General features: G+C 74.6%; 24 protein-coding genes. 12 read left to right on the plus strand and 12 right to left on the minus strand.

Going from position 1 to position 22,673, the window contains the following annotated elements; all coding sequences use genetic code 11:
• Nucleotides 1-37 precede the first annotated feature (37 nt).
• Entirely contained in the window at nucleotides 38-790 is a 753-nt protein-coding gene (locus NI25_RS08740) for an isocitrate lyase/PEP mutase family protein (RefSeq protein WP_061441904.1), read from the minus strand.
• Nucleotides 787-1,257 (minus strand): hypothetical protein, encoded by a 471-nt coding sequence (locus NI25_RS08745; RefSeq protein WP_061441905.1) that lies wholly within the window; start codon nucleotides 1,255-1,257, stop codon nucleotides 787-789. The genes NI25_RS08740 and NI25_RS08745 overlap by 4 nt, the downstream gene beginning before the upstream one ends.
• 107 nt (nucleotides 1,258-1,364) lie before the next feature.
• Here NI25_RS08745 and NI25_RS08750 point away from each other — a divergent pair, with 107 nt between their 5' ends.
• On the plus strand, nucleotides 1,365-1,901 hold the full coding sequence (locus NI25_RS08750) for a hypothetical protein (protein ID WP_228953742.1): 537 nt from the start codon (nucleotides 1,365-1,367) through the stop codon (nucleotides 1,899-1,901).
• A 16-nt stretch (nucleotides 1,902-1,917) separates the two neighbouring features.
• Here the strand turns inward: NI25_RS08750 and NI25_RS08755 are convergent, their stop codons facing one another.
• The 3 genes from NI25_RS08755 to NI25_RS08765 are packed head-to-tail and all read right to left on the minus strand — an operon-like array spanning nucleotide 1,918 to nucleotide 4,570.
• Nucleotides 1,918-2,577 (minus strand): response regulator, encoded by a 660-nt coding sequence (locus tag NI25_RS08755; RefSeq protein WP_061441906.1) that lies wholly within the window; start codon nucleotides 2,575-2,577, stop codon nucleotides 1,918-1,920.
• Entirely contained in the window at nucleotides 2,574-3,731 is a 1,158-nt protein-coding gene (locus tag NI25_RS08760) for a sensor histidine kinase (protein WP_061441907.1), read from the minus strand. Before NI25_RS08760 ends, NI25_RS08755 begins: the two co-directional genes overlap by 4 nt.
• Complete coding sequence (locus NI25_RS08765) at nucleotides 3,728-4,570, minus strand: CPBP family intramembrane glutamic endopeptidase (protein ID WP_061441908.1); 843 nt, start codon at nucleotides 4,568-4,570, stop codon at nucleotides 3,728-3,730. The genes NI25_RS08760 and NI25_RS08765 overlap by 4 nt, the downstream gene beginning before the upstream one ends.
• A gap of 164 nt (nucleotides 4,571-4,734) precedes the next feature.
• Here NI25_RS08765 and mmuM point away from each other — a divergent pair, with 164 nt between their 5' ends.
• From mmuM to dacB, 7 genes are all read left to right on the plus strand, one after another.
• Entirely contained in the window at nucleotides 4,735-5,679 is a 945-nt protein-coding gene (gene mmuM, locus NI25_RS08770) for a homocysteine S-methyltransferase (RefSeq protein ID WP_061441909.1), read from the plus strand.
• Nucleotides 5,680-5,752: 73 nt separating this feature from the next.
• Nucleotides 5,753-6,721, plus strand: a complete 969-nt coding sequence (locus tag NI25_RS08775; RefSeq protein WP_061446832.1) for a DUF4129 domain-containing protein — start codon at nucleotides 5,753-5,755, stop codon at nucleotides 6,719-6,721.
• Nucleotides 6,718-7,314 carry a hypothetical protein gene (locus NI25_RS08780; RefSeq protein ID WP_061441910.1) on the plus strand — a complete coding sequence of 199 codons (597 nt, stop codon included), beginning with the start codon at nucleotides 6,718-6,720 and terminating at the stop codon, nucleotides 7,312-7,314. Before NI25_RS08775 ends, NI25_RS08780 begins: the two co-directional genes overlap by 4 nt.
• Entirely contained in the window at nucleotides 7,311-8,309 is a 999-nt protein-coding gene (locus NI25_RS08785) for an AAA family ATPase (protein ID WP_061441911.1), read from the plus strand. Before NI25_RS08780 ends, NI25_RS08785 begins: the two co-directional genes overlap by 4 nt.
• A 160-nt stretch (nucleotides 8,310-8,469) precedes the next feature.
• A complete protein-coding gene (locus NI25_RS08790) occupies nucleotides 8,470-9,669 on the plus strand; it encodes a DUF58 domain-containing protein (RefSeq protein ID WP_233520704.1) in 1,200 nt (399 codons plus the stop codon).
• Nucleotides 9,666-10,286 (plus strand): hypothetical protein, encoded by a 621-nt coding sequence (locus NI25_RS08795; RefSeq protein WP_061441912.1) that lies wholly within the window; start codon nucleotides 9,666-9,668, stop codon nucleotides 10,284-10,286. The genes NI25_RS08790 and NI25_RS08795 overlap by 4 nt, the downstream gene beginning before the upstream one ends.
• A 191-nt stretch (nucleotides 10,287-10,477) precedes the next feature.
• Nucleotides 10,478-11,833, plus strand: a complete 1,356-nt coding sequence (gene dacB / locus NI25_RS08800) for a D-alanyl-D-alanine carboxypeptidase/D-alanyl-D-alanine-endopeptidase (protein ID WP_061441913.1) — start codon at nucleotides 10,478-10,480, stop codon at nucleotides 11,831-11,833.
• Nucleotides 11,834-12,123: 290 nt separating this feature from the next.
• Here dacB and NI25_RS08810 read toward each other — a convergent pair whose 3' ends face one another.
• Nucleotides 12,124-13,635, minus strand: coding sequence for a carboxylesterase/lipase family protein (locus NI25_RS08810; protein WP_061441914.1), 1,512 nt, complete (start codon nucleotides 13,633-13,635; stop codon nucleotides 12,124-12,126).
• Nucleotides 13,636-13,800: 165 nt separating this feature from the next.
• Between NI25_RS08810 and NI25_RS08815 the strand changes: the two genes are divergently transcribed.
• The gene (locus NI25_RS08815; RefSeq protein ID WP_061441915.1) at nucleotides 13,801-14,115 is read left to right on the plus strand and encodes an STAS domain-containing protein; all 315 of its coding nucleotides are present in this window, start codon (nucleotides 13,801-13,803) and stop codon (nucleotides 14,113-14,115) included.
• Between the two features lie 29 nt (nucleotides 14,116-14,144).
• Here NI25_RS08815 and NI25_RS08820 read toward each other — a convergent pair whose 3' ends face one another.
• On the minus strand, nucleotides 14,145-14,798 hold the full coding sequence (locus NI25_RS08820) for a hypothetical protein (protein WP_061441916.1): 654 nt from the start codon (nucleotides 14,796-14,798) through the stop codon (nucleotides 14,145-14,147).
• A 1,312-nt stretch (nucleotides 14,799-16,110) separates the two neighbouring features.
• Between NI25_RS08820 and NI25_RS08825 the strand changes: the two genes are divergently transcribed.
• The gene (locus tag NI25_RS08825; RefSeq protein WP_061441917.1) at nucleotides 16,111-16,386 is read left to right on the plus strand and encodes a hypothetical protein; all 276 of its coding nucleotides are present in this window, start codon (nucleotides 16,111-16,113) and stop codon (nucleotides 16,384-16,386) included.
• Nucleotides 16,387-16,513: 127 nt separating this feature from the next.
• Here NI25_RS08825 and NI25_RS08830 read toward each other — a convergent pair whose 3' ends face one another.
• Nucleotides 16,514-16,843 (minus strand): hypothetical protein, encoded by a 330-nt coding sequence (locus NI25_RS08830; RefSeq protein ID WP_061441918.1) that lies wholly within the window; start codon nucleotides 16,841-16,843, stop codon nucleotides 16,514-16,516.
• A gap of 123 nt (nucleotides 16,844-16,966) precedes the next feature.
• Between NI25_RS08830 and NI25_RS08835 the strand changes: the two genes are divergently transcribed.
• The gene (locus NI25_RS08835; protein ID WP_107072037.1) at nucleotides 16,967-17,371 is read left to right on the plus strand and encodes a VOC family protein; all 405 of its coding nucleotides are present in this window, start codon (nucleotides 16,967-16,969) and stop codon (nucleotides 17,369-17,371) included.
• Between the two features lie 87 nt (nucleotides 17,372-17,458).
• The gene (locus NI25_RS08840) at nucleotides 17,459-18,451 is read left to right on the plus strand and encodes an alpha/beta hydrolase (RefSeq protein WP_061446833.1); all 993 of its coding nucleotides are present in this window, start codon (nucleotides 17,459-17,461) and stop codon (nucleotides 18,449-18,451) included.
• Here the strand turns inward: NI25_RS08840 and NI25_RS08845 are convergent.
• From NI25_RS08845 to NI25_RS08860, 4 genes are all read right to left on the minus strand, one after another.
• Entirely contained in the window at nucleotides 18,448-19,158 is a 711-nt protein-coding gene (locus NI25_RS08845) for a helix-turn-helix transcriptional regulator (RefSeq protein ID WP_061441920.1), read from the minus strand. The two genes, NI25_RS08840 and NI25_RS08845, sit on opposite strands and share 4 nt — an antisense overlap.
• Before the next feature lie 125 nt (nucleotides 19,159-19,283).
• Nucleotides 19,284-20,216, minus strand: coding sequence for an AraC family transcriptional regulator (locus NI25_RS08850; protein ID WP_061441921.1), 933 nt, complete (start codon nucleotides 20,214-20,216; stop codon nucleotides 19,284-19,286).
• A gap of 33 nt (nucleotides 20,217-20,249) precedes the next feature.
• The gene (locus NI25_RS08855; RefSeq protein WP_061441922.1) at nucleotides 20,250-21,029 is read right to left on the minus strand and encodes a copper homeostasis protein CutC; all 780 of its coding nucleotides are present in this window, start codon (nucleotides 21,027-21,029) and stop codon (nucleotides 20,250-20,252) included.
• Nucleotides 21,026-22,561 (minus strand): M81 family metallopeptidase, encoded by a 1,536-nt coding sequence (locus NI25_RS08860; RefSeq protein ID WP_061441923.1) that lies wholly within the window; start codon nucleotides 22,559-22,561, stop codon nucleotides 21,026-21,028. The genes NI25_RS08855 and NI25_RS08860 overlap by 4 nt, the downstream gene beginning before the upstream one ends.
• Between the last annotated feature and the right edge of the window lie 112 nt (nucleotides 22,562-22,673).

Here is a 22,673-nt window from a genome sequence, read left to right on the forward strand (position 1 = left end):
CCGTGCCTGTCCTGCGACCTGACCCGCCGGACCGGCCCTAGTCGGCCAGCCCCCGGACCTCGTCGTACGTCGGCGTCGGACCGCCCGGCTCCCGGCCCGCCCGGAGGTCCGCGGCCGCCTCCAGGGCGGCGCCCAGTGCGCGCCGGTAGAGCAGCGAGCCGAGGCTGACCCGGCCGACGCCGAGGTCGGCGAGGTGCGCGAGGGCGGGTCCGGCGGGCGTGTACAGGACGTTGAGGGGGACGTCGAAGCGGGCGGTGAGGGACGCGATGCGGGCCGGGTCGGTGAGGCCGGGGACGAAGACGCCGTCGGCGCCGGCCTCGCGGTAGGCCTCCAGGCGCCGCAGGGTGTCGGACCAGTCGCCGTCGCCCGACCAGTACGTGTCCGTACGCGCGTTGACGAAGAGACCGGGGGCGGCCCCGCGGACCGCGGCGATCTTCGCGGCGTGCCGGTCGGCGGACCCGAGGGCGTCCTCCAGGTTGATGCCCACGGCGCCGACCGCCGACAGTTGCCGCGCCAGCTCCCCCACCTCGTCGGGATCGTCGCTGAACCCGCCCTCCGCGTCGACCGAGAGCAGGAAGGGGGCCGAGCCGAGGGTGAGGGCCAGCCGCAGGGTCTCGTCGCGGGTCGCCGAGGCCCCGTCGGGCAGCCCGGCCGACGCCGCGACGCCGAGGCTGGTCGTGCCGACGGCGCAGAAGCCGTGCCCGGCGAGGGCGAGCGCGGATGCGTGGTCCCAGGCGCACGGCAGGAGCAGGGGCTCACCGGGCCGGTGGAGTTCGGCGAACGCGGTCACGACAGGTCACCCACCGCGTCGGCGTAGTACACGGATTCCGTCAGGTGGGCGGCGAGTTCACGAAAGCTCCAGCCGTCGCCGGGCGAGTGGTCGAGCTGTTCGTCGGTGAGCGCGTCGAGGCGGCTGGCCCAGATCCGGGCGAGCCGGGTCAGGCGGCTGCGGGCCTCGTCGAGGTCCTCTTCGGTGAAGCGTGCGCGGTCGGCGTCCGTGGTGACCGCGGAGGCGTGCCAGTGGTCGGGCTGCGTCGCCTGCCCCGCCAACCGGGCCTCCAGCTCCGCGAGATGGTCGATCATGTGGTCGGCCACCCGGCGGATCGCCTTGTGCGGGGTGTAGACGCGGCCGTCGACGTGTGCGGGCCGCCCGTCCCAGCGGGTCCAGGTGGCGGCCAGGGCGAGGACGCGGTCGGCCATGCCGGTGACGGCGGCGGCGGGCGTGAGGGGGGTCGCGGCGGTTCGCGTGTCGTTCATGTCCCGCACGCTATGGGCCGGTTGGTTCGGCGTCGGCCGAAGTGTTCCGGGCGAAGCCGGGTACCCGAACGGCACCGTTCTTCCACTTCTTCCCCATGCGAGGTGACATGGCAAGCGCAGAAAGAAGCGAAGACCGTACGCGGCCGCGGTGGCGGGACAGCCTGTGGGGCATCGGGGTGATCGCCCTGGTCGTTGGCGCCGGGGTGAGACTGGGCCTGCACGGTCTGTCGGCGTGGCCGTCGGCCCTCGTGGGCACGGTGCCGGCCGCCGCTTGCATCGTGTGGCTGGTGCGCCGCCGGCGTGTGCGCGACGCCGGAAGGGCGGGTGCGGAGCCGGAGGACGTGCCCGCCATGGAGCGGCAGATCCTCAAGGGCGGGCCGGCACCCCGGGACCCGGAGCGGCGGCGGGCGATGGCGGCGTTCGTCGACTCGCGCCAGGAGCGGCTGCGGCGCCACCGCTGGTGGGCGTTCCCCGTACTGGCCCTCATCTTCTTCGGCACGTCGGCCCTGTGGTACATCTCCGGCTCGGTCGGCGCCGGGACGATGATGCTCGTCCTCGGGGCCGTGTTCCTGACCTGGCTGGCCTGGTACAACGCGCGTTTCGACCGGCGCTTGTCGCAGATGCGCGGCCGGTTGCAGGGCTGAGCGGCCGGTGGGGGCGTCAGGTCACCAGCCCGTGCCGGTAGGCGAAGACGACCGCCTGGACGCGGTCGCGGAGGCCGAGCTTGGTGAGGATGCGGGAGACGAAGGTCTTGACGGTCTCGGGGCTGATCACGAGGGTCGCGGCGATCTCACTGTTGGAGAGCCCGTCCGCGATCAGGCGCAGGACCTCCGTCTCCCGGGGGGTGAGCGGTATGTCCCGGGTGGTGCCCTCGGCGGGGCGGATCCGGGCCGCGTAGCGGCCCACGAGGCGGCGGGTCACGTCGGGGTCGAGCAGCGCCGCGCCCATGGCCACGGTGCGGATGCCGTGCAGCAGCCGGTCCGGAGGCGCGTCCTTGAGCAGGAAGCCGCTCGCGCCCGCGCGCAGCGCCTCGTAGACGTACTCGTCGAGGTTGAACGTGGTGACCACGAGCACCTTGACGGGGTGCTCCACCCCGGCGCCGGCCAGCAGGCGGGTCGCCTCGAGACCGTCGAGCACCGGCATGCGGATGTCCATCACCACGACGTCCGGCCGCAGTTCGCGGGCCAGGTCCACCCCGGTCCGCCCGTCTCCGCACTCGCCGACCACCTCCAGGTCGGGCTGGGCGTCGACGATGGTCGTCAGACCGGTGCGGATCAGTGCCTGGTCGTCGCAGATCACGACCCGGACCGGCGCGCTCATGCCGTGCTCCCCCCGGGTATCCGGGCCCGGACGACGAAGCCGCCGCCCGCCGGGCGGTCCGTGCTGAACTCGCCGCCGAGGACGTCGACGCGTTCCCGCAGACCGGCCAGCCCCCGCCCGCTGCCGCCGGGGGACGCGGCCCCCGTGCCGGAACCGTCCGTGCCCACTTCCACCGTGATCTCTCTTTCTCCGTGGCGCACCAGAACGGAGGTCCTGGCGCCGTGGTCGTACTTGAGGGCGTTGGTCAGGGCCTCCTGCACGACGCGGTAGGCCACGAGGTCGGAGCTGCCGGTGGCCGCCGCGGGGGTGCCCTCCTCGGTGAACTCCACCGGCTGCCCGGCCCGGCGCGTCTGCTCGACCAGGGTGAGCACCCGGCCGACGGGCGGCGTCCTGGGCTCGGCGGTGCCGTGGTCGGGGTTGAGGAGGTCGAGCAGGTGCCGCAGGTCGGTGATGGCGCGGCGGCCGGTGTCGCTGACGGCGGCCAGTGTCTCGTCGAGCCGGTCCGGCGCGGCGGTCAGGTAACGGGCCGCCTCGGACTGGACGACCATCGCCGTCACGTGATGGGTCACGACGTCGTGCAACTCGCGGGCGATGCGGGCGCGTTCGGCGTTGCGGGCGTCCTCGGCGACCCGGGCTCGGCGTTCGGCCTCGGCGGCGCGCGCGGAGCGCATCCAGGCGCCGATGCCCCATGCCAGGGCGAGGACCAGGTAGAACGTCACGTACTCGACCAGCGTTTCGTCGCCGCCGCGCGCGTTCAGCCCGATGGCCATGGCCACGTACGCCAGGGTGGCGGCGACCTGCGTGGCGCGCCGGTACTTCTCCTGGTGGGAGCCCGCGTTGATCAGCACGATGGGGAGCGCGGCGCCCGCGAACAGGTGGTAGCCGCGCAGCTGGTCGAGGGCGAAGCCGAGCGAGACCAGGGTGAGGCAGACGAGTGTCCACCGCCGGCGCACGGCCAGGGGAACGGACTGCAGGACGGCCGCCACCCCGGCCAGCGCGTCGGCGGGACGGGTCGGCAGGCCGCCGATCTCCGTGCCCTGACCGCGCAGCTCCGGCAGGAGCGAGGCGACGAGGAGCAGCACTCCGAGCGGGAGGTCCCGGACCGTGACGTCCAGCCGGCGCCACAGCTCCAGGACCCGTCGGCGATCGATCACCGGGGAAGTGTAGCGGCGGAGCCGGCACCCGCGGCGCGGCGCCGGGCACCGAACGGCACGACGTTCCCGCGCCGGTGCGCCAGCCACAGGAACACCAGCGTGAGCAGGGCCCCGAAGCCCACCGAGTACACGCTGCCCTCCGGGCCGAAGTCGCCGCCGGTGAGCAGCTTGGGACCCGACATCGTGGCGTCCAGCAGGCCCTCGCTGTCGCCGTTGCCGGAGACGACGGTGCTGAAGACGCCGCCCGCGGCGAAGTTCCAGCCGAAGTGCACGCCGATCGTCAGCCACAGGTTGCGGGTGGCGGCGTAGGCGGCGGCGAGCATGAACCCGGCCTCGATGGCGATGGCGACGGCGCCCCACAGGGTGGCGTCCTCGTTGAGCAGGTGCGAGAGCCCGAACACGAGACCGGTCAGGCCCAGCGCGAGGTAGGTGCCGATGTGCTCCTCGATGATCCGGAACAGCACCCCGCGGTAGACGACCTCCTCCGTCGCGGCGGCTCCGGCCATGAAGCCGACCAGCCCGATCGCGCCCTGTACCGAGCCGAGCCCGTCGACCTCGTAGTGCCCGGAGGTGAGGAGGTTCACGATGACCGCCGAGAACATCCCGGCACCGATCAGCGTTCCCCAGCCGAACTTGGCTCCGGCGCCCTCCAGGGCCACGTCCAGGGCCTGCCGGCGCTCGGTCCGCCGCACCACCCACCCGTACACGAACAGCACCAGCGCGGCCGCCGTGAGTCCGACGACCAGGGTGAGCCAGTCGTTGTCCTTCACCGCCTGGATGGCGGCGCCGCCGATGGCGTAGGCCGCCAGTACGGCCAGGAACTGCCAGACAAACCTCACGGGAACTCCTTGGTCGGGCCCGTGACTTCGGCGCCTCGGGCTATGACACCGGACGCTACGGATCCGGCGGCCGGAGATCGTCACCTCACGGTGGACACCTGGCCGTAGCTCGCACGGGGGACGAGGCGCCGGAGCCCGGGCGGGCACGTCGTAGCCTCGGACACATGACCAGCGACTCCGCCGACGACTCCCCCGACGGCGCTTGCGCCCGCTCCTTCGCCGGCGCCCTCGCCGCAGGCCCGCTCGTGCTCGACGGCGGGCTGTCCAACCAGCTGGAGGCGGCCGGGCACGACCTGGGCGACGCCCTGTGGTCGGCCCGGCTGCTCGCCGACGATCCCGAGGCGATCACGCGGGCCCATCTCGCCTACGTCGAGGCAGGCGCGGACGTGGTGATCACCTCCAGCTACCAGGCCACCTTCGAGGGCTTCGCCCGGCACGGCATCGGGCGGGAGCGGGCCGCCGAACTGCTCGCGCTCAGCGTGGAGTCGGCGCGGGAGGCGGCCCGCCGGGCGCAGGCCTCCCGTCCGCTGTGGGTGGCGGCGTCGGCGGGCCCGTACGGGGCGATGCTCGCGGACGGTTCCGAGTACCGGGGGCGGTACGGCCTCGACGTGGCCGAACTGGAGCGCTTCCACCGGCCCCGTCTGGAGGTCCTGGCCGCCGCCCGGCCGGACGTCCTCGCGCTGGAGACGGTCCCGGACACCGACGAGGCGGTCGCGCTGCTGCGGGCGGTGCGCGACCTGGGCGTGCCCGCCTGGCTGTCGTACACCGTCGCCGGGGACCGTACGCGTGCGGGTCAGCCGCTGGAGGAGGCGTTCGCCCTGGCCGCCGACGCGGAGGAGGTGATCGCGGTGGGCGTCAACTGCTGTGCCCCCGGGGACGTGTCCGGCGCGGTGGAGACGGCCGCCCGGGTCACCGGGAAGCCGGTCGTCGCCTATCCCAACAGCGGCGAGCGGTGGGACGCGGAGTCCCGCTCCTGGCGTGGGCGTTCGCTGTTCGCGGCCGGGCTGGTGCGGGAGTGGCGGGAGCGCGGGGCCCGGGTGATCGGCGGCTGCTGCCGGGTGGGCCCGGAGGCGGTCACGTCGATCGCGCGGGTGCTGTCCCGGGAGTGACCGGTGGACGTGTGCCAAGATGGCCGTGAACAGGCGTTCGGAGGGCGACGGGTTCGGCGGAGGGGCGCACGGCGTGGCACACGGGGGGCGGACCGGACACCGCGCGGTGCCGGGGGCGGTGGTCGCCGTCGGAGTCGTCGGCGCCCTGGCCGTCGCCGCGCTCGCGCTGCGGCCCGCGGAGGGGCTGCTGCACTCCGGCCGGGGGCCGCTCGGCCAGTGGGGCATCGTGGCGATCGGGGCGTCCGCCGCCTGGACGATCGGGGTCTGGACGGCCGTCCGGCGCCTGCGTCCCCGTTTCGGCGCCGACCGCATGGGACTGGCGCCGGTCGAGGAGCGGCTGCGGGACGCCGCCGCGCCCCTGCTGCTCTCCGCGACGGGCGTCATCGGCGTACTGGCCCTGGTCCTGCACCGGTTCTCCACCGGCGACGGCACGCCCGGCCCGCCGCCGCCCCTCGCGACCGAACCGGCCCCCGAGCCGACGTTCGCCACTCCCCCGCCCCAGGAGCGCCCGCGCGGTTCGGGGGACCATTCCTCCCTGCCGCTGCACCTGGTGCTCCTCGTGCTGGCCGCGGTCGTGGCCGTGCTCGCCGTGGTGGCCGTCGTGCGGCGGCTGCGACGGTTCCGGCTGAGTCTGCCCCAGCGTCCGGGTCCGTTGGGGAGCACCGCACCGCAGGGCGACGACGCGCGACTGCTGCTGTCCGCCGTGCACTCGGGCCGCCGCGCCCTGGCCGGCACCGACGACGACGCCCGGGCCGCCGTCATCGCCTGCTACGCCGCGATGGAGGACGCCCTCGCGGCGTCCGGTGTGCGGCGGCAGGCCTCCGACAGTCCGTCCGACCTGCTCACCCGCGCCGCCGACGCGGGCTTCGCCCCGGGCCCGGCCGGGCCGCGCCTCACCGCCCTGTTCCGCGAGGCCCGTTACTCCTCGCACCCGATGGACGGCTCGCACCGGACGGCCGCGGCCGCCGCCCTGGAGGAGATCGCGACCCTGCTCGGGGACCGGGCACCGGACCCGGCCCGGGACGGGGAGGCCAAGCGGTGAACCGGTTTCCGCAGGACGGCCCGGGGCAGGACATGCTGTCGCTGCCCCGGCTCGGGCTGCTGGGCGGCGCGGTCGCCGGCACGGGCCTGCTGCTCGTCCTGCTCCTCGACGGACCCGAGGCCGCCGGTGCGCTGGTGGCGCTGCTCGCGGCCGTGGCCGTGCTCGTCGCCCGGTACGTCACCGGGGCGGGCGCGGTCGACTCCGCGTACCGGGACGAGGTGCGGCTGTTGCGGACGCGGGCTCCGGGCATGGGCGAGTGGTGGCGCAACGTGAAGACCTCCACCGGACCCGACGGCGCCCTGTACTACCGCGCGGTGCTCCGGATCGAACTGCGCCGTCTGTACTCCGCCGCGCTCGCCGAGCACCACCACGTGTCCCTGGAGCACCAGCCCGAGCGCGCCGCCGAGTTGGTCGGTCCCGAGCTGTGGCCGTGGCTGGGTCCCGTGCCGCCGGGCACCGGCCCGGAGGGCGAGGTGCCCGTCGACGTACTGCGCCGCCTCGTCGACCGGCTGGAAGCCCTCGGCGCGCCCCGCACCCGCAGCCCCCTCCCCCGTCCCCGCACATCCCGTACCGGTAAGGACCAAGCGACGTGACGACTCCCTCCACGCCCCCGCTCCGCACCGCCGAGCAGGTCGGCGAGCAGGCCGGTGCCGTACTGCGCGAGATCGGCCGTGCCGTCGTCGGCAAGCAGGACGCCCTCGAGCAGGTGATGCTGGCCGTGCTGGCGGGCGGCCACGTCCTCGTCGAGGACCTGCCGGGTCTCGGCAAGACGCTCCTCGCCCGCTCCTTCGCCACCACGCTCGGCCTGGACTTCCGCCGCATCCAGTTCACGCCCGACCTGCTGCCCTCCGACGTCACCGGGACGCCGCTGTACGACCAGCGCACCGGCGAGATGGTGTTCCACCCGGGCCCGGTCTTCACCCACCTCCTGCTCGCCGACGAGATCAACCGGACGCCGCCCAAGACGCAGGCCGCGCTGCTGGAGGCGATGGCCGAGTCGCAGGTGACCGTGGACGGCGAGACCCGGCCGCTCGCCGACCCGTTCCTGGTGATCGCGACCGCCAACCCGGTGGAGTACGAGGGCACCTACTCGCTGCCCGAGGCCCAGCTCGACCGGTTCCAGTTGCGGGTGCGGATGGGGTACCTGACCGCCTCCGAGGAGCTGGCGATGCTGCGGGCCCGCGTCGACCGGGCCGCGCCCGAGGCCGTGCTCGAACGGCTCGCGGGGCCACAGGACGTGCTGGCGTGGCGGGCCGTCGTCGAGCGGGTGGAGATCGACGACGACCTGCTGGAGTACGCCGTCGCGCTCGTCGGCGCGACCCGCGACCACCCCCGGATCAGCATCGGCTCCTCGCCGCGCGGCGGACTCGCCCTGGTCCAGCTCGCCCGCGCCCGCGCCGTGCTGGACGGCCGCGACTACGTCGTCCCCGAGGACGTCAAGGACCTCGCGGTGCCCGCGCTGGCCCATCGGGTGTCGCTGCGGCCGGAGTTGTGGGTGAGCGGGATCTCCACGGACGACGTGCTGCGCGAGCTGGTCGACGGCGTCGGTACGCCGACGACGCGGCGTACGGCCGCCGTGTCGTCGTGACCCCGTCCGCGCCGGAGGCGGTACCGGCCCCGCAGCCCCGGCCGAACGCGCTGGTGGACCGCGCTCTGGAGGGCCGCACCGCGCCGGCGCCCCCGCCGTCCCGGCCGCCCGGGGGCCGCGTCCGGGCGAGCGGACCCTGCGCCTGCTGACCGTGGCCGCCGTGGCGCTGGCCGCCGCCCTGCTCACCGGCCGGGGCTGGCTGCTCGCGCTCGCGGCGGCGCCGCTGGTTCTGCTCGCGCTGGCGCTGCCCCGCACCCCCGCCCGCCGCGTCGAGACCTCGGTGACCGTCGAGTCGAGACGCTGCTTCGAGGGCGACACGGTCACCGTCCGCGTCGAGGTGGCCCACGACGGCGACGCCGTACGCCTCGACCCGGGCGTCACGCTCGGCCCCGGCCTGCGCCTCGACGAGGTGGCCGTCGGCCGGTCCTCGGTGACGCTGCGTCATACGGCGCTGACCTGGGGCCGCTGGTCGCTCGGCCCGGTGGACCTGGACGTGTACGACTGTGGCGGCACCGTGCGCCGCACCGTGCGGGTCGATGTCCCCGAGGTGTCGGTGTTCCCGCACGCCGCGCAGACGAGGTTCACCCCGATCCCGGTACGGCTGCCGCAGCGGCTCGGCGAGCACGCCTCGCCGCAGCCCGGGGAGGGCGTCGAGGTCGTCGGGGTGGGGCCCTGGGTCCCCGGGGAGCGGCAGCGGCGCATCCACTGGCCGTCCACGACCCGGCGCGACGCCGTGCAGTTGCACCGGTTCGCGGCCGAGCGGGCCGCCGACACGGTGATGCTGCTCGACGCGTTCGGGGACGTCGTCGACCCGGTGACCGGGCTGTCCTCCCTGGACGAGACCGTGCGCGCCGCCGCCGGGCTCACCCGGGCCTATCTGCGCACCCACGACCGGGTGGGGGTCGTCTCGACCGGCGGCACCACCCGCTGGCTGACGCCGGGCACCGGGGACGCGGCGTTCTACCGCATCGTCGAGAGCGTCCTCGACGTCCGCAAGAACCGCACCTTCGGCGGCGACGGGCTGGAGCGGGTCCCGCCGCCCGCGCTGCCGGAGGGTGCCCTGGTGTACGTGTTCACCCCGCTCAGCGACGCACGGATCCTGACGGTGCTGCGGGACGTCCAGGCCCGCGGGCGCCGTCCGGTCGTCGTGGAGATCCCGAGCGGCGACCCTCGGGTGGAACCCGGGGACGAGGCGGGGGAGCTGGGCCTGCGGCTGTGGCGGGCGGAGCGCGACGCGATGCGGTTCGCCCTGCGGGACAGCGGGGTGCCGGTGCTCCAACACACGGCGGGCGAGTCCTTGGATCTGGCGCTGGCGCCGCTTCTGTCGGGGCGGGTCGGGGGAAGGGGACGCGCGGGATGACGACCGGGACGACGACGCGGTGGACGCGGGCCGGGCTCCGGGAGTACCTGGGGTACTGGATCGGCACCGTGCCGGTGCGGGTGATCGCGGTGGCGGCCGTCGTGCTGGCGTGGCGGCCGTGGGCCGCGGTGGGCACGGCGGGGGAAGCGGTGCCGCTCGTCGGCGCGATCGCCTTCGCGGCGTGGGCGGCGCCCTCGCTGGACCGGCGCCCGTCGGTGGCGGCCGGCTGGTCCGCCCGGCTGCTGCGCCACCGGACGACGCTGGTCGCGGCGGGCGTGGTGGTGATCGCGGCGTTCGGCGACCCGGCCTGGTGGGAGGCCGGCTGCCTGGTCGTACTGCTGGTCGCCTACCTGGTGACGAGTGAGACGTGGCCGTGGCGGTGGGGACGCGGGACCGCACGTGTGGGGGCCGAGGCGCTGGCGGCCTGCGCGGGAGCGGGCGTCGTGGCGGCCGCCGCCGCGGTGCCGGTGAGCGGGACCGGCTCCGGGCTCGGACGGCTGATCGCCGCCGGGGCGGTCGTGGCCCTGGCGGTGACCGGTGGCTGGACGGTGCGGGCCCGGTGGCGCGGCGACGCCCCGGGATCCGATGCCCCGGAATCCGGTGTCCCGGCGCCCTGAAGGGCAGCGGGATTGCCCGTCGGGTGCCGGGAAAGGCCCCTTCACAAAAGCTTCGGGGCAGCCGTCCCCAATTCGGTCGCAGGACTTTCACACCCCGTCAATTTCCGTCCCGGCCCTGCATATGGCGGCTGGTAGCGTGCCCAGCGCTTCACCCCCACAGAACGAAGTAACCGATCTTTGGATTTCACTTCATGACTGGTACGCCAGACGAAACCCCCACGACCACATTCACCCCCGGCGGACGGCGCAGGCACCGCAAAGCGAGAGTGAGCCGCGTCGGCGCACGCCGGGCCCTCGTGCTCGCGATGGCCGTGCCCGTGGCCTCCGCCACGCTGGCCGGGACCTCCGCCTTCGCCGCCGACGGCAACGCCCCGCAGCAGCAGGGCATCTCGGCCGACGACCTCGCCGCCGACGACGCGCAGCTGGTCAAGAACCTCAACGAGCGCCTCGCCGACGAGCGTCTGGGCACCGACGTGAGCGGTGTCGTGCTCGACGCCGACTCGGACACCGCCCTGTGGGACCACAACGGCTCCACCGCCCTCATGCCGGCCTCGAACGCCAAGCTCGCCACGGCCACCACCGCCCTGACGCTGCTGGGCGCCAACCACGAGTTCACCACCAAGGTCGTGTACGGCGAGGGCACCCTCACCCTCGTCGGCGGCGGTGACCGCACCCTCACGAGCGAGGACGTCGCCGCGCTGGCCAAGACCGCCGCCGACGGCCTCAGGGCGGCCGGCCGCACCGACGTCCAGGTCCGGGTGGACGACAGCCTGTTCGCCGCCCCGAGTCTCGCCGAGGGCTGGAACGAGGGCTACTACCCCACCGAGGTCGCCCCGGTCCGTTCCCTCGTCGTGGACGGCGCCGCCGTGCAGGACACGTCGATCGACGCGGGCGAGGTCTTCGCGAAGAAGCTCGCCGAACAGGGCGTCACCGTCACGGGCGAGGTGTCCCGCACGACGGTGAAGCAGTCCGACGTCCCGGTGGCGCAGCACAGGTCGGCGCCGCTGTCGGACATCGTCAAGAAGATGCTCAAGACCAGCGACAACAACATCGCCGAGACCCTGCTCCGCATGTCGGCCGTGGAGCTGGGCCGGCCGGGCACCTTCGAGGCCGGCACCGCGCTGGTCCGCCAGGTGCTCAGCTCGTACGGCATCTCCCTCGACAACTTCGAGATGCACGACGGCAGCGGCCTCTCCCGCGCCGACCGCATCCCGGCCGCGACGCTCGCGCAGCTCCTCGACGCGATCACGGAGTCGCCCGCCCTGGGCTCGATCCTGGAGGGCCTGCCGGTCTCCGGCGAGGCCGGTGCCAGCCTCGGCCCGGAGTGGGGGCGCTTCGACGACCCCAACTCCGAGTGCGCGGTCGGCAAGGTGCACGCCAAGACCGGCACGCTGACGGGCGCCATCGCCCTGAGCGGCGTCACGCGGACCGACGACGGCGACTGGCGGATCTTCTCCTTCATCGAGAACAACTCGACGGCCGACCCGAGCGACATCAAGGACGCCATGGACGGCCTCGCCGCGACCGTGAACGGCTGCTGGGCCTGACGGGTCGCACCTGACGGAGCGTGGAGATCCGGTGAAGGCCCCCGAGGGCAGACGGGTGTGCCCCGTCAGTCCGCCGGGACGACGCACTCGAACCACACGGCCCTGCCGGGCTCCCGCTCCGTCACGCCCCGCTTGTCCGCCGGCTCCGACACCAGCAGCAGCCCGCACCCGCCCTCGCCCGCACGGAGACACGACGGGGCAGCCAACTCATCGCCGCTCCCGACGAGGTGACCGTCCTCACGCGGAGGAGTGCGATGCTGCGGTCGCAGGCCAAGGCCCGCAGGGACACGTCACCGTCGCACCGGACGCCTGGGCCGCGCTCCCCGGGGCGGCCCGGTGACGTCGGCCTTCCACAGGTCGTACTCGGCGTCCAGCGGGCCGTAGGCCGTGTGCGGGACGCCGTCTCCGAAGACCCGTACGGGATGCGCGGCGTCCCACGCCTCCCACCCGGGGTCGCCGGACTCCGCGAACCTCACCCACGCCCCGTGCATCGCGTCGGCCAGCTCCTGCGGCGCCCCCTCGCCCGCGAGCCTGCGTGCGTCGGGGCCGTCACCGGAGTCGAAGACGAAGCCCAGCTCCAGGGCGTGGCAGGCACCGAGGCCGGGGCGGTTCGACGGCCAGGCGAACTCGTAGACGTACGTGGATCCGGGCCGCGTGTCGGCCAGGCGGTGCATCGGGATGCGGAGCAGGTGGTCGGTGACCAGCTGGCCCACGATCTCGGCGGTCCCCGCGTCGGGGCGCGCCGCACGGTAGCCGCGGACGACCTCGTTGCCGCAGTGGCAGCGGGCTCGGGCGCCCGCGAGGGCGACCGCGCCGAGGCGGTCGACGCGTTCGACGAGGCCGCCGGGGACGAGCCAGAGCCGGTACTCGTCGCGGGTCCAGCCCATCATGAGGTCGACGCCGGGTGCCGCGTCGCCGCCGACGAGCGCCTCCAGCGGGTCGCGGGGCAGCACGTCGCCGTCGACGACGAGGCCGAAGCCGGGGCCGCCGAGTACGGGGCTGCTGAAGCGCCCCACCTCGGCCTGGGCGCGCAGGAGCTGCTCGCGGTCGGCGGCGGCGAAGGCCTCGGCGGTGGCGGGGATCTTCAGGCGGGAGGCCATGCGCCGGACCATGCGCCGCACCTTGTCGCGGTCACTGGCCTCGGGTGCGCCGCTCTGGAGCACGGCGCGCCGGAACAGCCCCTGGGCCGCGGGCGCGGCGAGGAGCGCGCCGGTGCTGATGGCGCCCGCGGACTGACCGGCGAGGGTGACCCGGTCGGGGTCGCCGCCGAAGGCCGCGATGGAGTCCCGCACCCACTGGAGCGCGGCGATCTGGTCACGCAGGCCGGCGTTCGCGGGGGCGTCCGGAAACAGGCCGTAGCCCTCCACACCCAGCCGGTAGTTGATCGACACGCAGACCACGCCGTCCCGGGCGAAGGTACTGCCGTCGTAGACCGGTACGGCGGAGGAACCCCTGGTCAGCGCGCCGCCGTGCAGCCAGACCAGGACCGGCAGGCGGGCGCCGGGGCCGGGCTCGGGGGTCCAGACGTTGAGGTTGAGGCAGTCGTCGCCGGGGATCGCCGGGTCGGACAGATACCGGGCGAAGGCCTCGGAATACGGCGGTTTCGGGGCCGTGGGGCCGAACGAGCCAGCGTCGCGGACGCCGTCCCAGGGCTCGGGGGGCACGGGCGGGCGGAAGCGGCCCGGCCCGAAGGGGGGCGCAGCGTAGGGGATGCCGCGGAAGACGGCGACACCGTGCTCGTACCTGCCGCGTACCGCCCCGTGCACCGTCCTGACCACGGGGTTCGTCTGGCCCGACCACATACGCCCACCAGCCCTTCGCCGCACTCTCGTACCGCTCAAGACACAGCGCCGCACCGGCCGGATCTATTCCGGGCCGCCCCTGTCGTCGCGAACGGGGGGACAATGGAGGGCACGGACGCCATGCAAGCGACGAGCGACGAGCGACGAGCGACCGAGGAGGCTGCCGTGACGGACGCACCCGTAAGGATCGCCGAGGCCGACGGGCGGCACGCGGTGCTGGCCTTCTCCGGGACCCTGGACGCGCCCGCGCTGGGCGTGCTGGAGGAACTGCTCCTCGACCCGCGGCTGCGGGAGCCCGGAGCCTGGACCCTGGAGATGAGCGGTCTGGACCACATCGACCTGGCCTGCGCCTACGCGCTGCTGCGTACGGTGACGCGCACGCCGGAGCCGGTCACCCTCACCGTCCAGGGGGCCCGCCCGGCCGTCCACCGGACCCTGCGGCAGGCCGGTCTGGACACGGTGGCAGCCTTCACGGCATAACCCGGTCGCTTGGTCGCCGGGTCGCCGGGTCAGCCGCCCACGTCCACGTGGTTGTCGGGGGCCCCGTCGCCATACCGGGGCAGGTCGCCGCGCTCGACCGGAGAGGCGGGCGCGGGGTCGGCGGAGGGCGGGAGGCGGTCGGTCTCGGCGTCGTCGGGGCGGTGGGCGGCCAGGGCGGCGGCGTGCAGGACGTCGCGCGGTACGGCGTCCTTCTCGGCGGAGACGCGCACGACGTGGCCTTCCTCGGACAGCGCGTACTCGTGCCGTCCGGCACCGGTGCGGTACCAGGCGTCCCCGTCGCGCTCGCAGGTGGTGTGCTCGCCGGACATGTCGCCGACGGGCTGCTCGGGGCAGGTGTCGGCGGTGATGGTGCCCCGGTCGACGGCGAGCCGCAGCAGCGCGTTGGTCTCGCCGTCGACCCAGGTGGCGGAGAAGCCGTCGTCGCCGAGGACGCCGACGGACTGCTGGGCGAGCGTGAAGCCGGGGGCCTCGGTGACGTAGACCAGCTCGGGGGCCACGCCCATCGCCCGGGCGCGGGAGGCGACTTCGCGGGTGCCGGGGGCCGCGGCCGGACCGGCCGCGGAGGCGGAGGGACCGGAGTCGCCCGCCTTCTCGGAGCCGCAGGCGGTGAGCAGCAGCGGGGCCAGCACCAGCACCGGCAGGACACGCGCATGACGAATCATGCGGCCATCCTGCCGTACGGGCGTTCCCCCGGAGGGCCGCTCACGCCGCCTCTCTCCACCCGGCCGCGGGCCGAGCAGCCTGTGCGGCATCCATGTGCTCCCGGGCATGAGACTCTGCCGGACGCGCGGCCGAAGCGACGCCGAACGGATGACGGGAACACCTGGGGCTGAGGCAAGGCCCTTTACGAGGCCGGGCGTTGCGCCGAGGCGGAAGTCCGAGGCCCGGGCCGTGAGTCGATCGCGGCCACGCGACGACGCGTACGGAGCCGTGGCGCTGAACTTCGCCGCGATCGCGACGGGTGCCCAAGGCCGCCACACCGAGGCTCTCGCCACCCATGACGAAGCACTGCCGTTCGGGCGTCTTCGTGGCGGGCTTGGCCGTTGAGGCTCTCACCGAGGCACGGTGCGCCGAAAAGCCGCACCGCCCGTTTCCCGACCACCAGCGCCTTCCGGAAACGGGCGCCGTCGAACTGACCCTCGCCACTGCCCTGTTCGGGTTGCGACGCGTTCCCGAGGCCCGTCGCCAGTCCGCAGCCGCTCACGGTGCCTGCCTGGCCTCCTTCGGCCCGGGCCACCGCCGCACCGTCGAAGCCCGAACACCGCTCGAGCGCATCGTCGGCGCTCGACCGTAGGCCGCGGCCCCCGCCGGCTCACAAGTCGGGGCGCGGGGCAGCCCGTTGAGGATGGTGACCCTTCGGTGAAGTACGCCGCGGATGTCCGGTTCAGAGGGCGAAGTGGCTGTTTTTGTAGGACATGTGTTTCCATTGCGCCGCTCAAAGATCATTTGCGGCCTGACCCGCCGGGGGGAACGACATCGGCGGGTCGTGTGCCGAGACCATGGAAAGTACGCACATGAGAACCACCCGGCGTGCCTCGGGCATAGCCATGCCGGCCGCCACCGCCGTGCTCCTGGCCACGCCCGACGTCGCCGTCGCGGCCGGTGGACCAGTTTCGGGGACACCGAGGCGGAGCGCGCCGTCCCCGGGCTTCTGGAGGCGGTCGACCGGCTCAGGACACACCCGGTCACCGGAGCCGAGAGCCTCGACGCGGCACAGACCCAGTGGAAGGGCGGCCTGCCCGCACCGCGGCTGTCCGGCCACACCGCCACTTACGAGCACCGACCTCAAGGTGGGCCGGCCCGGTGACAAGGAGGGCACGACCAAGCGCGTCGTGACGTCGGCGCATCGCAAGGCGGTCGCGGCCCTGCTGGGCATCCCGGCTCTGAAGAAGGCATGCAAGTTCTGATCATGGAGGACCAGTAATTGCGATAGCGGCGATCGTCGCGGACATCGTCCTGATCCTGACGCACCGCGTGCGCGCCGTGCCGGACCCGGCGCAGTACGCGCCGTGGCCGTACATGGCCGTGGGACTCGCGGGATGCGCGGCGGGCTGGCTCGTCGTCGGCCGGCCGGAGGCGGCCTGGGACGACCTTTTCCTGGCGCTGGTCTGCGGCGTGGTCGTCACCTCCGAGGCCGCGCACGGGGCCCGGGCCCTGTCCGGGCGACCCTGGGTGGGCTGGGCGACGGCCCTGGTGAGTGGAGCGGCGGCGGCCACCTGGCTCCTGCCGGACCCTCTGCCCTTCACCTGACACCCCACGCCCGGCCATACGGCTGTACCGCCGGACAAGCCCGCACGGCGGTGGCCCGCCACGGAGCACTCTGTGGCCGGCCGCCGCAGGCAGGGGCTCGGGGTTGCGGGGGTGTCGACGAAGCGGTCTAGGGCTGGTGGGCGGCGGCGTCCTTCGTCAACTTCACGGCCTGGCGCAGGCTGAGGCCGGGGGCCGACTCGCGCAGGGCCTTGACCGCCCGGACGGAGTCGACGGGGCCCTCGTGCCCGGCCGCGGTCAGGCGTTCGTGCACCCAGCGGGCGAGCAGTGCGTCGTCGGGCTCCGCGGCGGCCTGCTCGACCAGGGCGGCGGCGCGCTCCAGTCCGGGCCGTTCCTCCGGCGTCGCCTCGGCGAGCGCCTGACGGACGCGGTGGGCGACTACGTCCGTGTCGCGCAGGACGAGGACGTTGAGTTCCGGTGGGGCGAGTCGTCCGAACATGCGGCCATGATCGACCGGACTCCCCGTGCCGTTCAACGGACTTGAGCAGCATCTGAGGCGCGCGGCCGCCGGGTGTCCGTTTTCTTCAAGACCGGGCCCGCGCGCCCCGCCTACGGTGAGCCCATGACCGCACGATTCGACGCCATCGGCCTCATCGTCTCCGACATGGCCGCCTCCGTGACCTTCTACCGCCGGCTCGGCTTCGCCTTCCCCGAGGGCTCCGAAGGACAGCCGCACGCCGAGGCCGGACTGCCGGGCGGCATCCGGCTGCTCCTGGACACCGAGGACTCCGTCCGTTCCTTCACGCCCGGCTGGCAGCCGCCGGCCGGTGGCGGGCGGCACTCCCTCGCCCTGCTGTGCGACACGCCCGCGGAAGTGGACGCCTGCTACGCGGAGCTGACGGGCGCCGGCTGCAAGGGCGAGCGCGAGCCCTGGGACGCCCCCTGGGGACAGCGGTACGCCGTCGTCAACGACCCGGACGGCCACGGTGTCGACCTGTTCGCACCGCTGCCGGAGGGACCTGCTTGACCTCAACGGAACGTGCGGGGTGGTTCTGGGACCACCCCGGTGGGGGTGCTGGACCGCTGGTGGGCCGAACGGGCCGTTCATAGCGTCGTGTTCATGAGGAACGACACGAACGAAGAAGGAAAAGGGGCCACCCGGCGGACGGCGCTGCGCGGGCTGGGACTCGCCGCCGGAGGCATGGCGCTGGCCACCGGGCCCGGAGCCTCGGCGGCCTCGGCGACCCCACGTCGCGGGCTCGCGACCTACGTGCTGGTGCACGGCACCCACAGCGCCGGCGCGTTCTGGATGCCGATCGCGCGGGACCTGGTGCTGCGGGGCCACCGCGTCGTCATGGTGGACCAGCCGCGGCACGGCGCGGAGGCATTCGTGGCCGAGTCCTACCAGCGGCAGGACCTCGCGGCGATGGCGGTCGAGCCGTCCCCGCTGAAGCACCTCGGGCTGGACGACTACGAGGCGCGCGTCACGGGCATCGTGCGGCAGGCCGCACGCAGCGGCCCGGTGGTGCTGGTCGGGCACAGCCTGGGCGGCGTGTCGGTCAGCCGTGTCGCCGACGCCGTCCCGCACCTGCTGCACCACATCTGCTACATGGCGGCCTTCTGCCCCAGCCGCCTCCTGCCCACGGCGGACGCCTGCACGGCGGCACCCGAGAACGCGAACGCCGTCAGCCCGGCGGAGCTGACCGTGGGCGACCCTGACCGGCTCGGGGTGTTGCGGCTGAACTTCCGCACGGGTGTCAGCGGTGAGCTGGCCCTCCTGAAGGAGATGATCTGCGCGGACTACCCCGACGCCGACTTCCGCCGGATCCTGTCCGGCATGCAGACCGACGAGCCCGTCGCCGCCTACGCGGGCCGGGCGGTCGGCCGGCCCGGGCGCTGGGGACGCGTTCCCCGCACATACCTGCGTTTCGGCAAGGACCGTACGATCGCCACCGCGCTCCAGGACCGCATGATCGCGGAAGCCGACGCGTCCACACCCGGCAACAGGTTCCGCGTGCACGACTTCCCCGACGCGTCACACGTCGGCCCCCTGGATCCCACCCCGGTCGCGGACGTCCTGGACAGGCTCGCAGAGCAGAGGAACTAGTTCCGTTCCGCTGGCCGGCCCCCCTGGCCACGCAGCAGCTCACCGGAGGTCACACCCGCCAGCTCGCGCACGTCCCGCGCCAGATGGGCCTGGTCCGCGTAACCGGTGCGGGCGGCCGTCTCGGCGAGGGGTGTGCCGTCCCTCGCCAGGGCGAGAGCGCGTTGCAGCCGCCGTACGCGGGCCAGCGTCTTGGGGCCGTAGCCGAAGGCGGCCAGCGAGCGGCGGTGCAGTGTGCGGGCTCCGATGCCGAGGGCGTCGGCGGTGGCGGCGACCGGGCGGCCCGCGTCGAGGGCGGCGACGACCCGGACCAGCAGGGGATCGGGCGGCCCGGTCTCGGCGGCGCGGAACAGCGCGACGTCCTCCAGGCCGGTCGCCGGGTCGGGGGCCGCGTTCACCCGGGCGGTGAGGTGCCGTGCGCGGGCGGCGGGCCAGAGGTCGGTGAGGTCCACGCGCCGGTCGCGCAGTGCGTCGGCGGGGACGCCGAGGAGGGCGGGGGCGGTGCCGGGGTAGAAACGGACGCCGGCCCAGGGGCCCGGGGCGCCCTCGTTCACGTAGGCGCGGGTGTCCGGGCCTGCGACCAGCAGCCGTCCGTCGTGCCAGAGCAGGTCCATGCAGCCGTCGGGCAGGATGCGCCCGGGGCCGGACCCGGTCGGGGTGCTGGTCCACACCACCGCGCCGGCCAACCGGGACACCCGTTCCGTGTACACGCGTGCCAGGTTACGCCGCCGCCTGCAGGCAGCCGCCCCAGCTGCGGGCAGTCGCGCCGCTGGGGGGGCACGGGTGGGCGTGGCACCCCGCAACGCCGGGCAACGCCCCCTGGCCCGCACCAGGGTCACGCCCCGTTCCGGTACTCCTGCGGGCTGACCCCGTACACCCGCTTGAAGGCCGCGGACAGCGCGAACGCGCTGCCGTAGCCGACCCGGCGGGCGATCGCGCCGAGGGTGTCCTCGCCGTCGCGCAGCCGGTCGGCGGCCAGGGCGAGGCGCCATCCGGTGAGGTAGCCCATGGGCGGTTCGCCGACCAGGTCGGTGAACCGCCGGGCCAGCGCGGCACGGGAGACGCCGGTCTCGGCGGCGAGCGACGCGACGGTCCACGGGTGTGCCGGGTCGTCCTGGAGCAGCCGCAGTGCCCGGCCGACGACCGGGTCACCCAGGGCCCGGTACCAGGCGGGGGCATCGGCCGACGGACCGGCGAACCAGGCCCGGAGCGCGGCGATGACCAGCAGGTCCAGGAGCCGGTCCAGGACCACCTCCTGGCCCGGCTCGTCCCGCGCGACCTCCGTCATCAGCAGGGGGGTGAGGGGGTTGTCCCAGTCCTCGGAGGTGAGGGACAGCAGCGGGGGCAGCGCGTCGAGGAGGCGGCCACCGATCTCGCCGCGGACCAGGTAGGTACCGATGAGGAGGACCGCCTCGCCGTCGGGGCGGTCGCCCCAGGTGCGTACGCCGAGGTCCATCGAGCCGTTGAGGGGGCGTCCGTCGGGGTAACTGCACGCGCCGCCCGGCAGGATCACCGCCTGCGGGGTGGTGGCGGGGTCGTCGGCGCAGACGTACGGGTCGGGACCGCGCGCGATGGCGAGGTCCCCGGTGCGCAGCCGCAGCCGCTCCCCCGTGTCCGGCACGATCCAGCCGTCGCCGCGGACCATCACCATCACGGTCAGCGGCGCCCGGTCCTCGACGCGCACGGCCCAGGGCGGGTCGAAACAGGCGCGGATCATGAAGGCGCCACGGGCCCGGGGGCCCTCCAGCAGTCCGGCGAGTGCGTCCACGGTGCCAGTGTCCCGGTTCGGCCCGCGGGCCGTTCACCCAGGGGCGTGGCCCTCTGCGTCGGCCGCCGCGTCCAGCGCCCGCCGCGCCGCCGCGACGACGGCGCCGTCGGTGACGAAGTGGGTGTCGTCCTCGGCGGAGGTGCCGCCGGCGCCGAGGGGCACCCAGCCGGCCGCGCGCCGGGGCGTCGCCCGGGTCTTGGCCGACAGGTGCACCGAGCCGGCGCCCGCCGTCAGCAGACCGGCGATGTCACCCGGCCGCACCCCGCCCCCCGCGGCCACGTCGATGCCGGGGGCCGCGGCGGCCATCGCGGTGAGCGCGGCACCTCCCTCGATCGCGGTGGGCGCGCCACCGGAGGTCAGGACCCGGGTGATGCCGAGTCCCGGCAGCGCCGCGACGGCGGCCACCGGATCGCTCGCCTGGTCCACCGCCCGGTGCAGCGTGACCTGCGCGGCGGGATCGGTGTCCCGGGCGGCGCCGGCGAGCGTCGCGAGGGCGTGCGTGTCGAGGGCGCCGTCCGGGGTCAGCGCCCCGACGACGACGCCGCGGGCGCCGGCGCGCAGGGCGGCGCGCACCTCCGCGGCCATCAGGGCGACCTCCTCGCCGTCGTACACGAAGTCGCCGGGGCGGCAGCGGACGAGGACGTGGACGGGCGGCCCGGCCTCGACGGCCGCCTCGACGGCCGGGGTCGAGGGGGTCAGGCCGCCCAGTTCGAGTCCGGTGCACAGTTCGACGCGGTCCGCGCCGTGCTCGCGGGCGGTGCGGGCACCGGCCGGGGAGACGACGGCGATCTCCAGACCGGGGCGGGTGCTCATTCGTCGGCCCCGGTCAGCGGCTGGTCCGCGGCGGGGATCAGGCGGGCGGACAGGTCCGGGTCGGCCATGGCGGGGTCGAAGGGGAACATGGGGCGGCGGATGCGATGGTGGCCGAGGCGGACGAGGTCCTGGTCCACGCCGCCCGGGGTGAGGGCCATCTTCCAGTCGGCGGCCATCGCGAACAGCTCGGGTTCCAGGTAGCCGATCTTCACGACGACGACGTCGGCGCCGCGCGGGTCGAGGTCCAGGTCGGTGAAGTCGTGCTCGTGGTGGTAGGGCTTGCGCAGCTCGGTGAGGATCACGTACGCACTGCCGACGCGTATCACCACCTCGATCCTGGCGTCGCGGTCCCCGAGCCGGACGGCGTGCACGACGCCGGTGAGGGTGACCGGGCCGGCGTGCCGGTCGTCGACCTCGGCGCCCGCCGTCACCGTCACCGTGGCCCCGACGCCCGCCTCGGCGGCGTGCCGGACGGCCTCGGGTCCCGGCACCGAGGCGTACAGGACGGTCGGCCCGTCCTCCTTCTGGAACTCGGGGCGGGCCAGCAGCCGCGTCAGGCCCCAGGTGACGTCGCCGGCGCCGCCCGCGGTCGGGTTGTCGCCGGTGTCGCTGACGTAGTACGGGCGTCGCTCGCCGGCCAGGGCCTCGTCGAGGATGTCGTCGAAGGTGCCGGTGGGGGCGACGAAGTCGAAGTCGTGGCGGGCGTCCCAGAAGCCGCGGGCCAGCTTTTCGGCGCCCGCGGAGACGGCCTGCTCGTCGTGGCCGGTGACGACGACCGCGGCCCGGTTGCGGGGTTCGTCGGCCCAGGCGTAGCCGACCCAGATCGCCGCGTCGATCACGCCCTCCCGGGCCTCGACCTCGGGAACGGCCGCGTACACGCTCTTCGCCGGCTCGATCCGGGTGGAGGTCTGCTCGCCGGCCAGCAGGACGGGGACGGGCACCCATGCCTTCAGCGGGCGGGGGGCGCCGGAGGCCAGGTGGGTCAGGAGGTTGCGGACGGCGCGTTCCTTGGTCTCCATGTGGTCCTCGTGCGGAGCCATCCGGTAGCAGGTGATCAGGTCGCTGCGGTGGACCAGGGCGCGGGAGACGTTGCCGTGCAGGTCCATGGAGGTGGAGACGATCACGTCGTCGCCGACGACGGCGCGCACCTTCTCCAGGAGCAGTGCCTCGGCGTCGTCGAGGCCCTCGACGGTCATGGCTCCGTGGATGTCGAACCAGAGGCCGTCCAGCGCGGGCAGTGCGGCGAGCCGGGTGAGGAGTTCCCCGGTGAGTTCCTCCCAGGCGGCGGCGGTGACGGTGCCGCCGGGCAGCGACTTGCCGACCAGGGCTCCGTGCCAGTCGGCCGCCTCGCGCAGTTCCTCGCCGACGGCGAGGAAGGGGTAGCGGTCCAGTACCTCCTGGCCGCGTGAGGGGTGGAAGGCGGGGGCCTGGGTGCGGGCGGGCGAGAAGGTGGACGACTCGATGCCGAGTCCGGCGATGGCGACGACGGGACGGCGGGAGGGGGCGGAGGCGGGGGTGCTGGGGTGCGACATGGCTCCTCGTTCGTGCGGGCGGTGCGGGTGATGCAGGTGATGCAGGTGATGCAGGTGATGCAGGTGATGCAGGTGATACGGCGGTGCGGGTGGTGCGGCGGTGCGGGATCGC

Source organism: Streptomyces sp. CCM_MD2014 (assembly GCF_000772045.1).
GTDB classification, from domain to species: domain Bacteria; phylum Actinomycetota; class Actinomycetes; order Streptomycetales; family Streptomycetaceae; genus Streptomyces; species Streptomyces salinarius.

Coding starts and splice junctions, on each gene's coding strand:
- mmuM (WP_061441909.1), top strand. CDS start 4,735: ATGACCAGCGACTCCGCCGACGACTCCCCCGACGGCGCTTGCGCCCGC.
- NI25_RS08795 (WP_061441912.1), top strand. CDS start 9,666: ATGACGACCGGGACGACGACGCGGTGGACGCGGGCCGGGCTCCGGGAG.
- NI25_RS08860 (WP_061441923.1), bottom strand. CDS start 22,561: ATGTCGCACCCCAGCACCCCCGCCTCCGCCCCCTCCCGCCGTCCCGTC.
- NI25_RS08750 (WP_228953742.1), top strand. CDS start 1,365: ATGGCAAGCGCAGAAAGAAGCGAAGACCGTACGCGGCCGCGGTGGCGG.
- NI25_RS08835 (WP_107072037.1), top strand. CDS start 16,967: ATGACCGCACGATTCGACGCCATCGGCCTCATCGTCTCCGACATGGCC.
- NI25_RS08745 (WP_061441905.1), bottom strand. CDS start 1,257: ATGAACGACACGCGAACCGCCGCGACCCCCCTCACGCCCGCCGCCGCC.
- NI25_RS08755 (WP_061441906.1), bottom strand. CDS start 2,577: ATGAGCGCGCCGGTCCGGGTCGTGATCTGCGACGACCAGGCACTGATC.
- NI25_RS08810 (WP_061441914.1), bottom strand. CDS start 13,635: ATGTGGTCGGGCCAGACGAACCCCGTGGTCAGGACGGTGCACGGGGCG.
- NI25_RS08855 (WP_061441922.1), bottom strand. CDS start 21,029: ATGAGCACCCGCCCCGGTCTGGAGATCGCCGTCGTCTCCCCGGCCGGT.
- NI25_RS08830 (WP_061441918.1), bottom strand. CDS start 16,843: ATGTTCGGACGACTCGCCCCACCGGAACTCAACGTCCTCGTCCTGCGC.
- dacB (WP_061441913.1), top strand. CDS start 10,478: ATGACTGGTACGCCAGACGAAACCCCCACGACCACATTCACCCCCGGC.
- NI25_RS08820 (WP_061441916.1), bottom strand. CDS start 14,798: ATGATTCGTCATGCGCGTGTCCTGCCGGTGCTGGTGCTGGCCCCGCTG.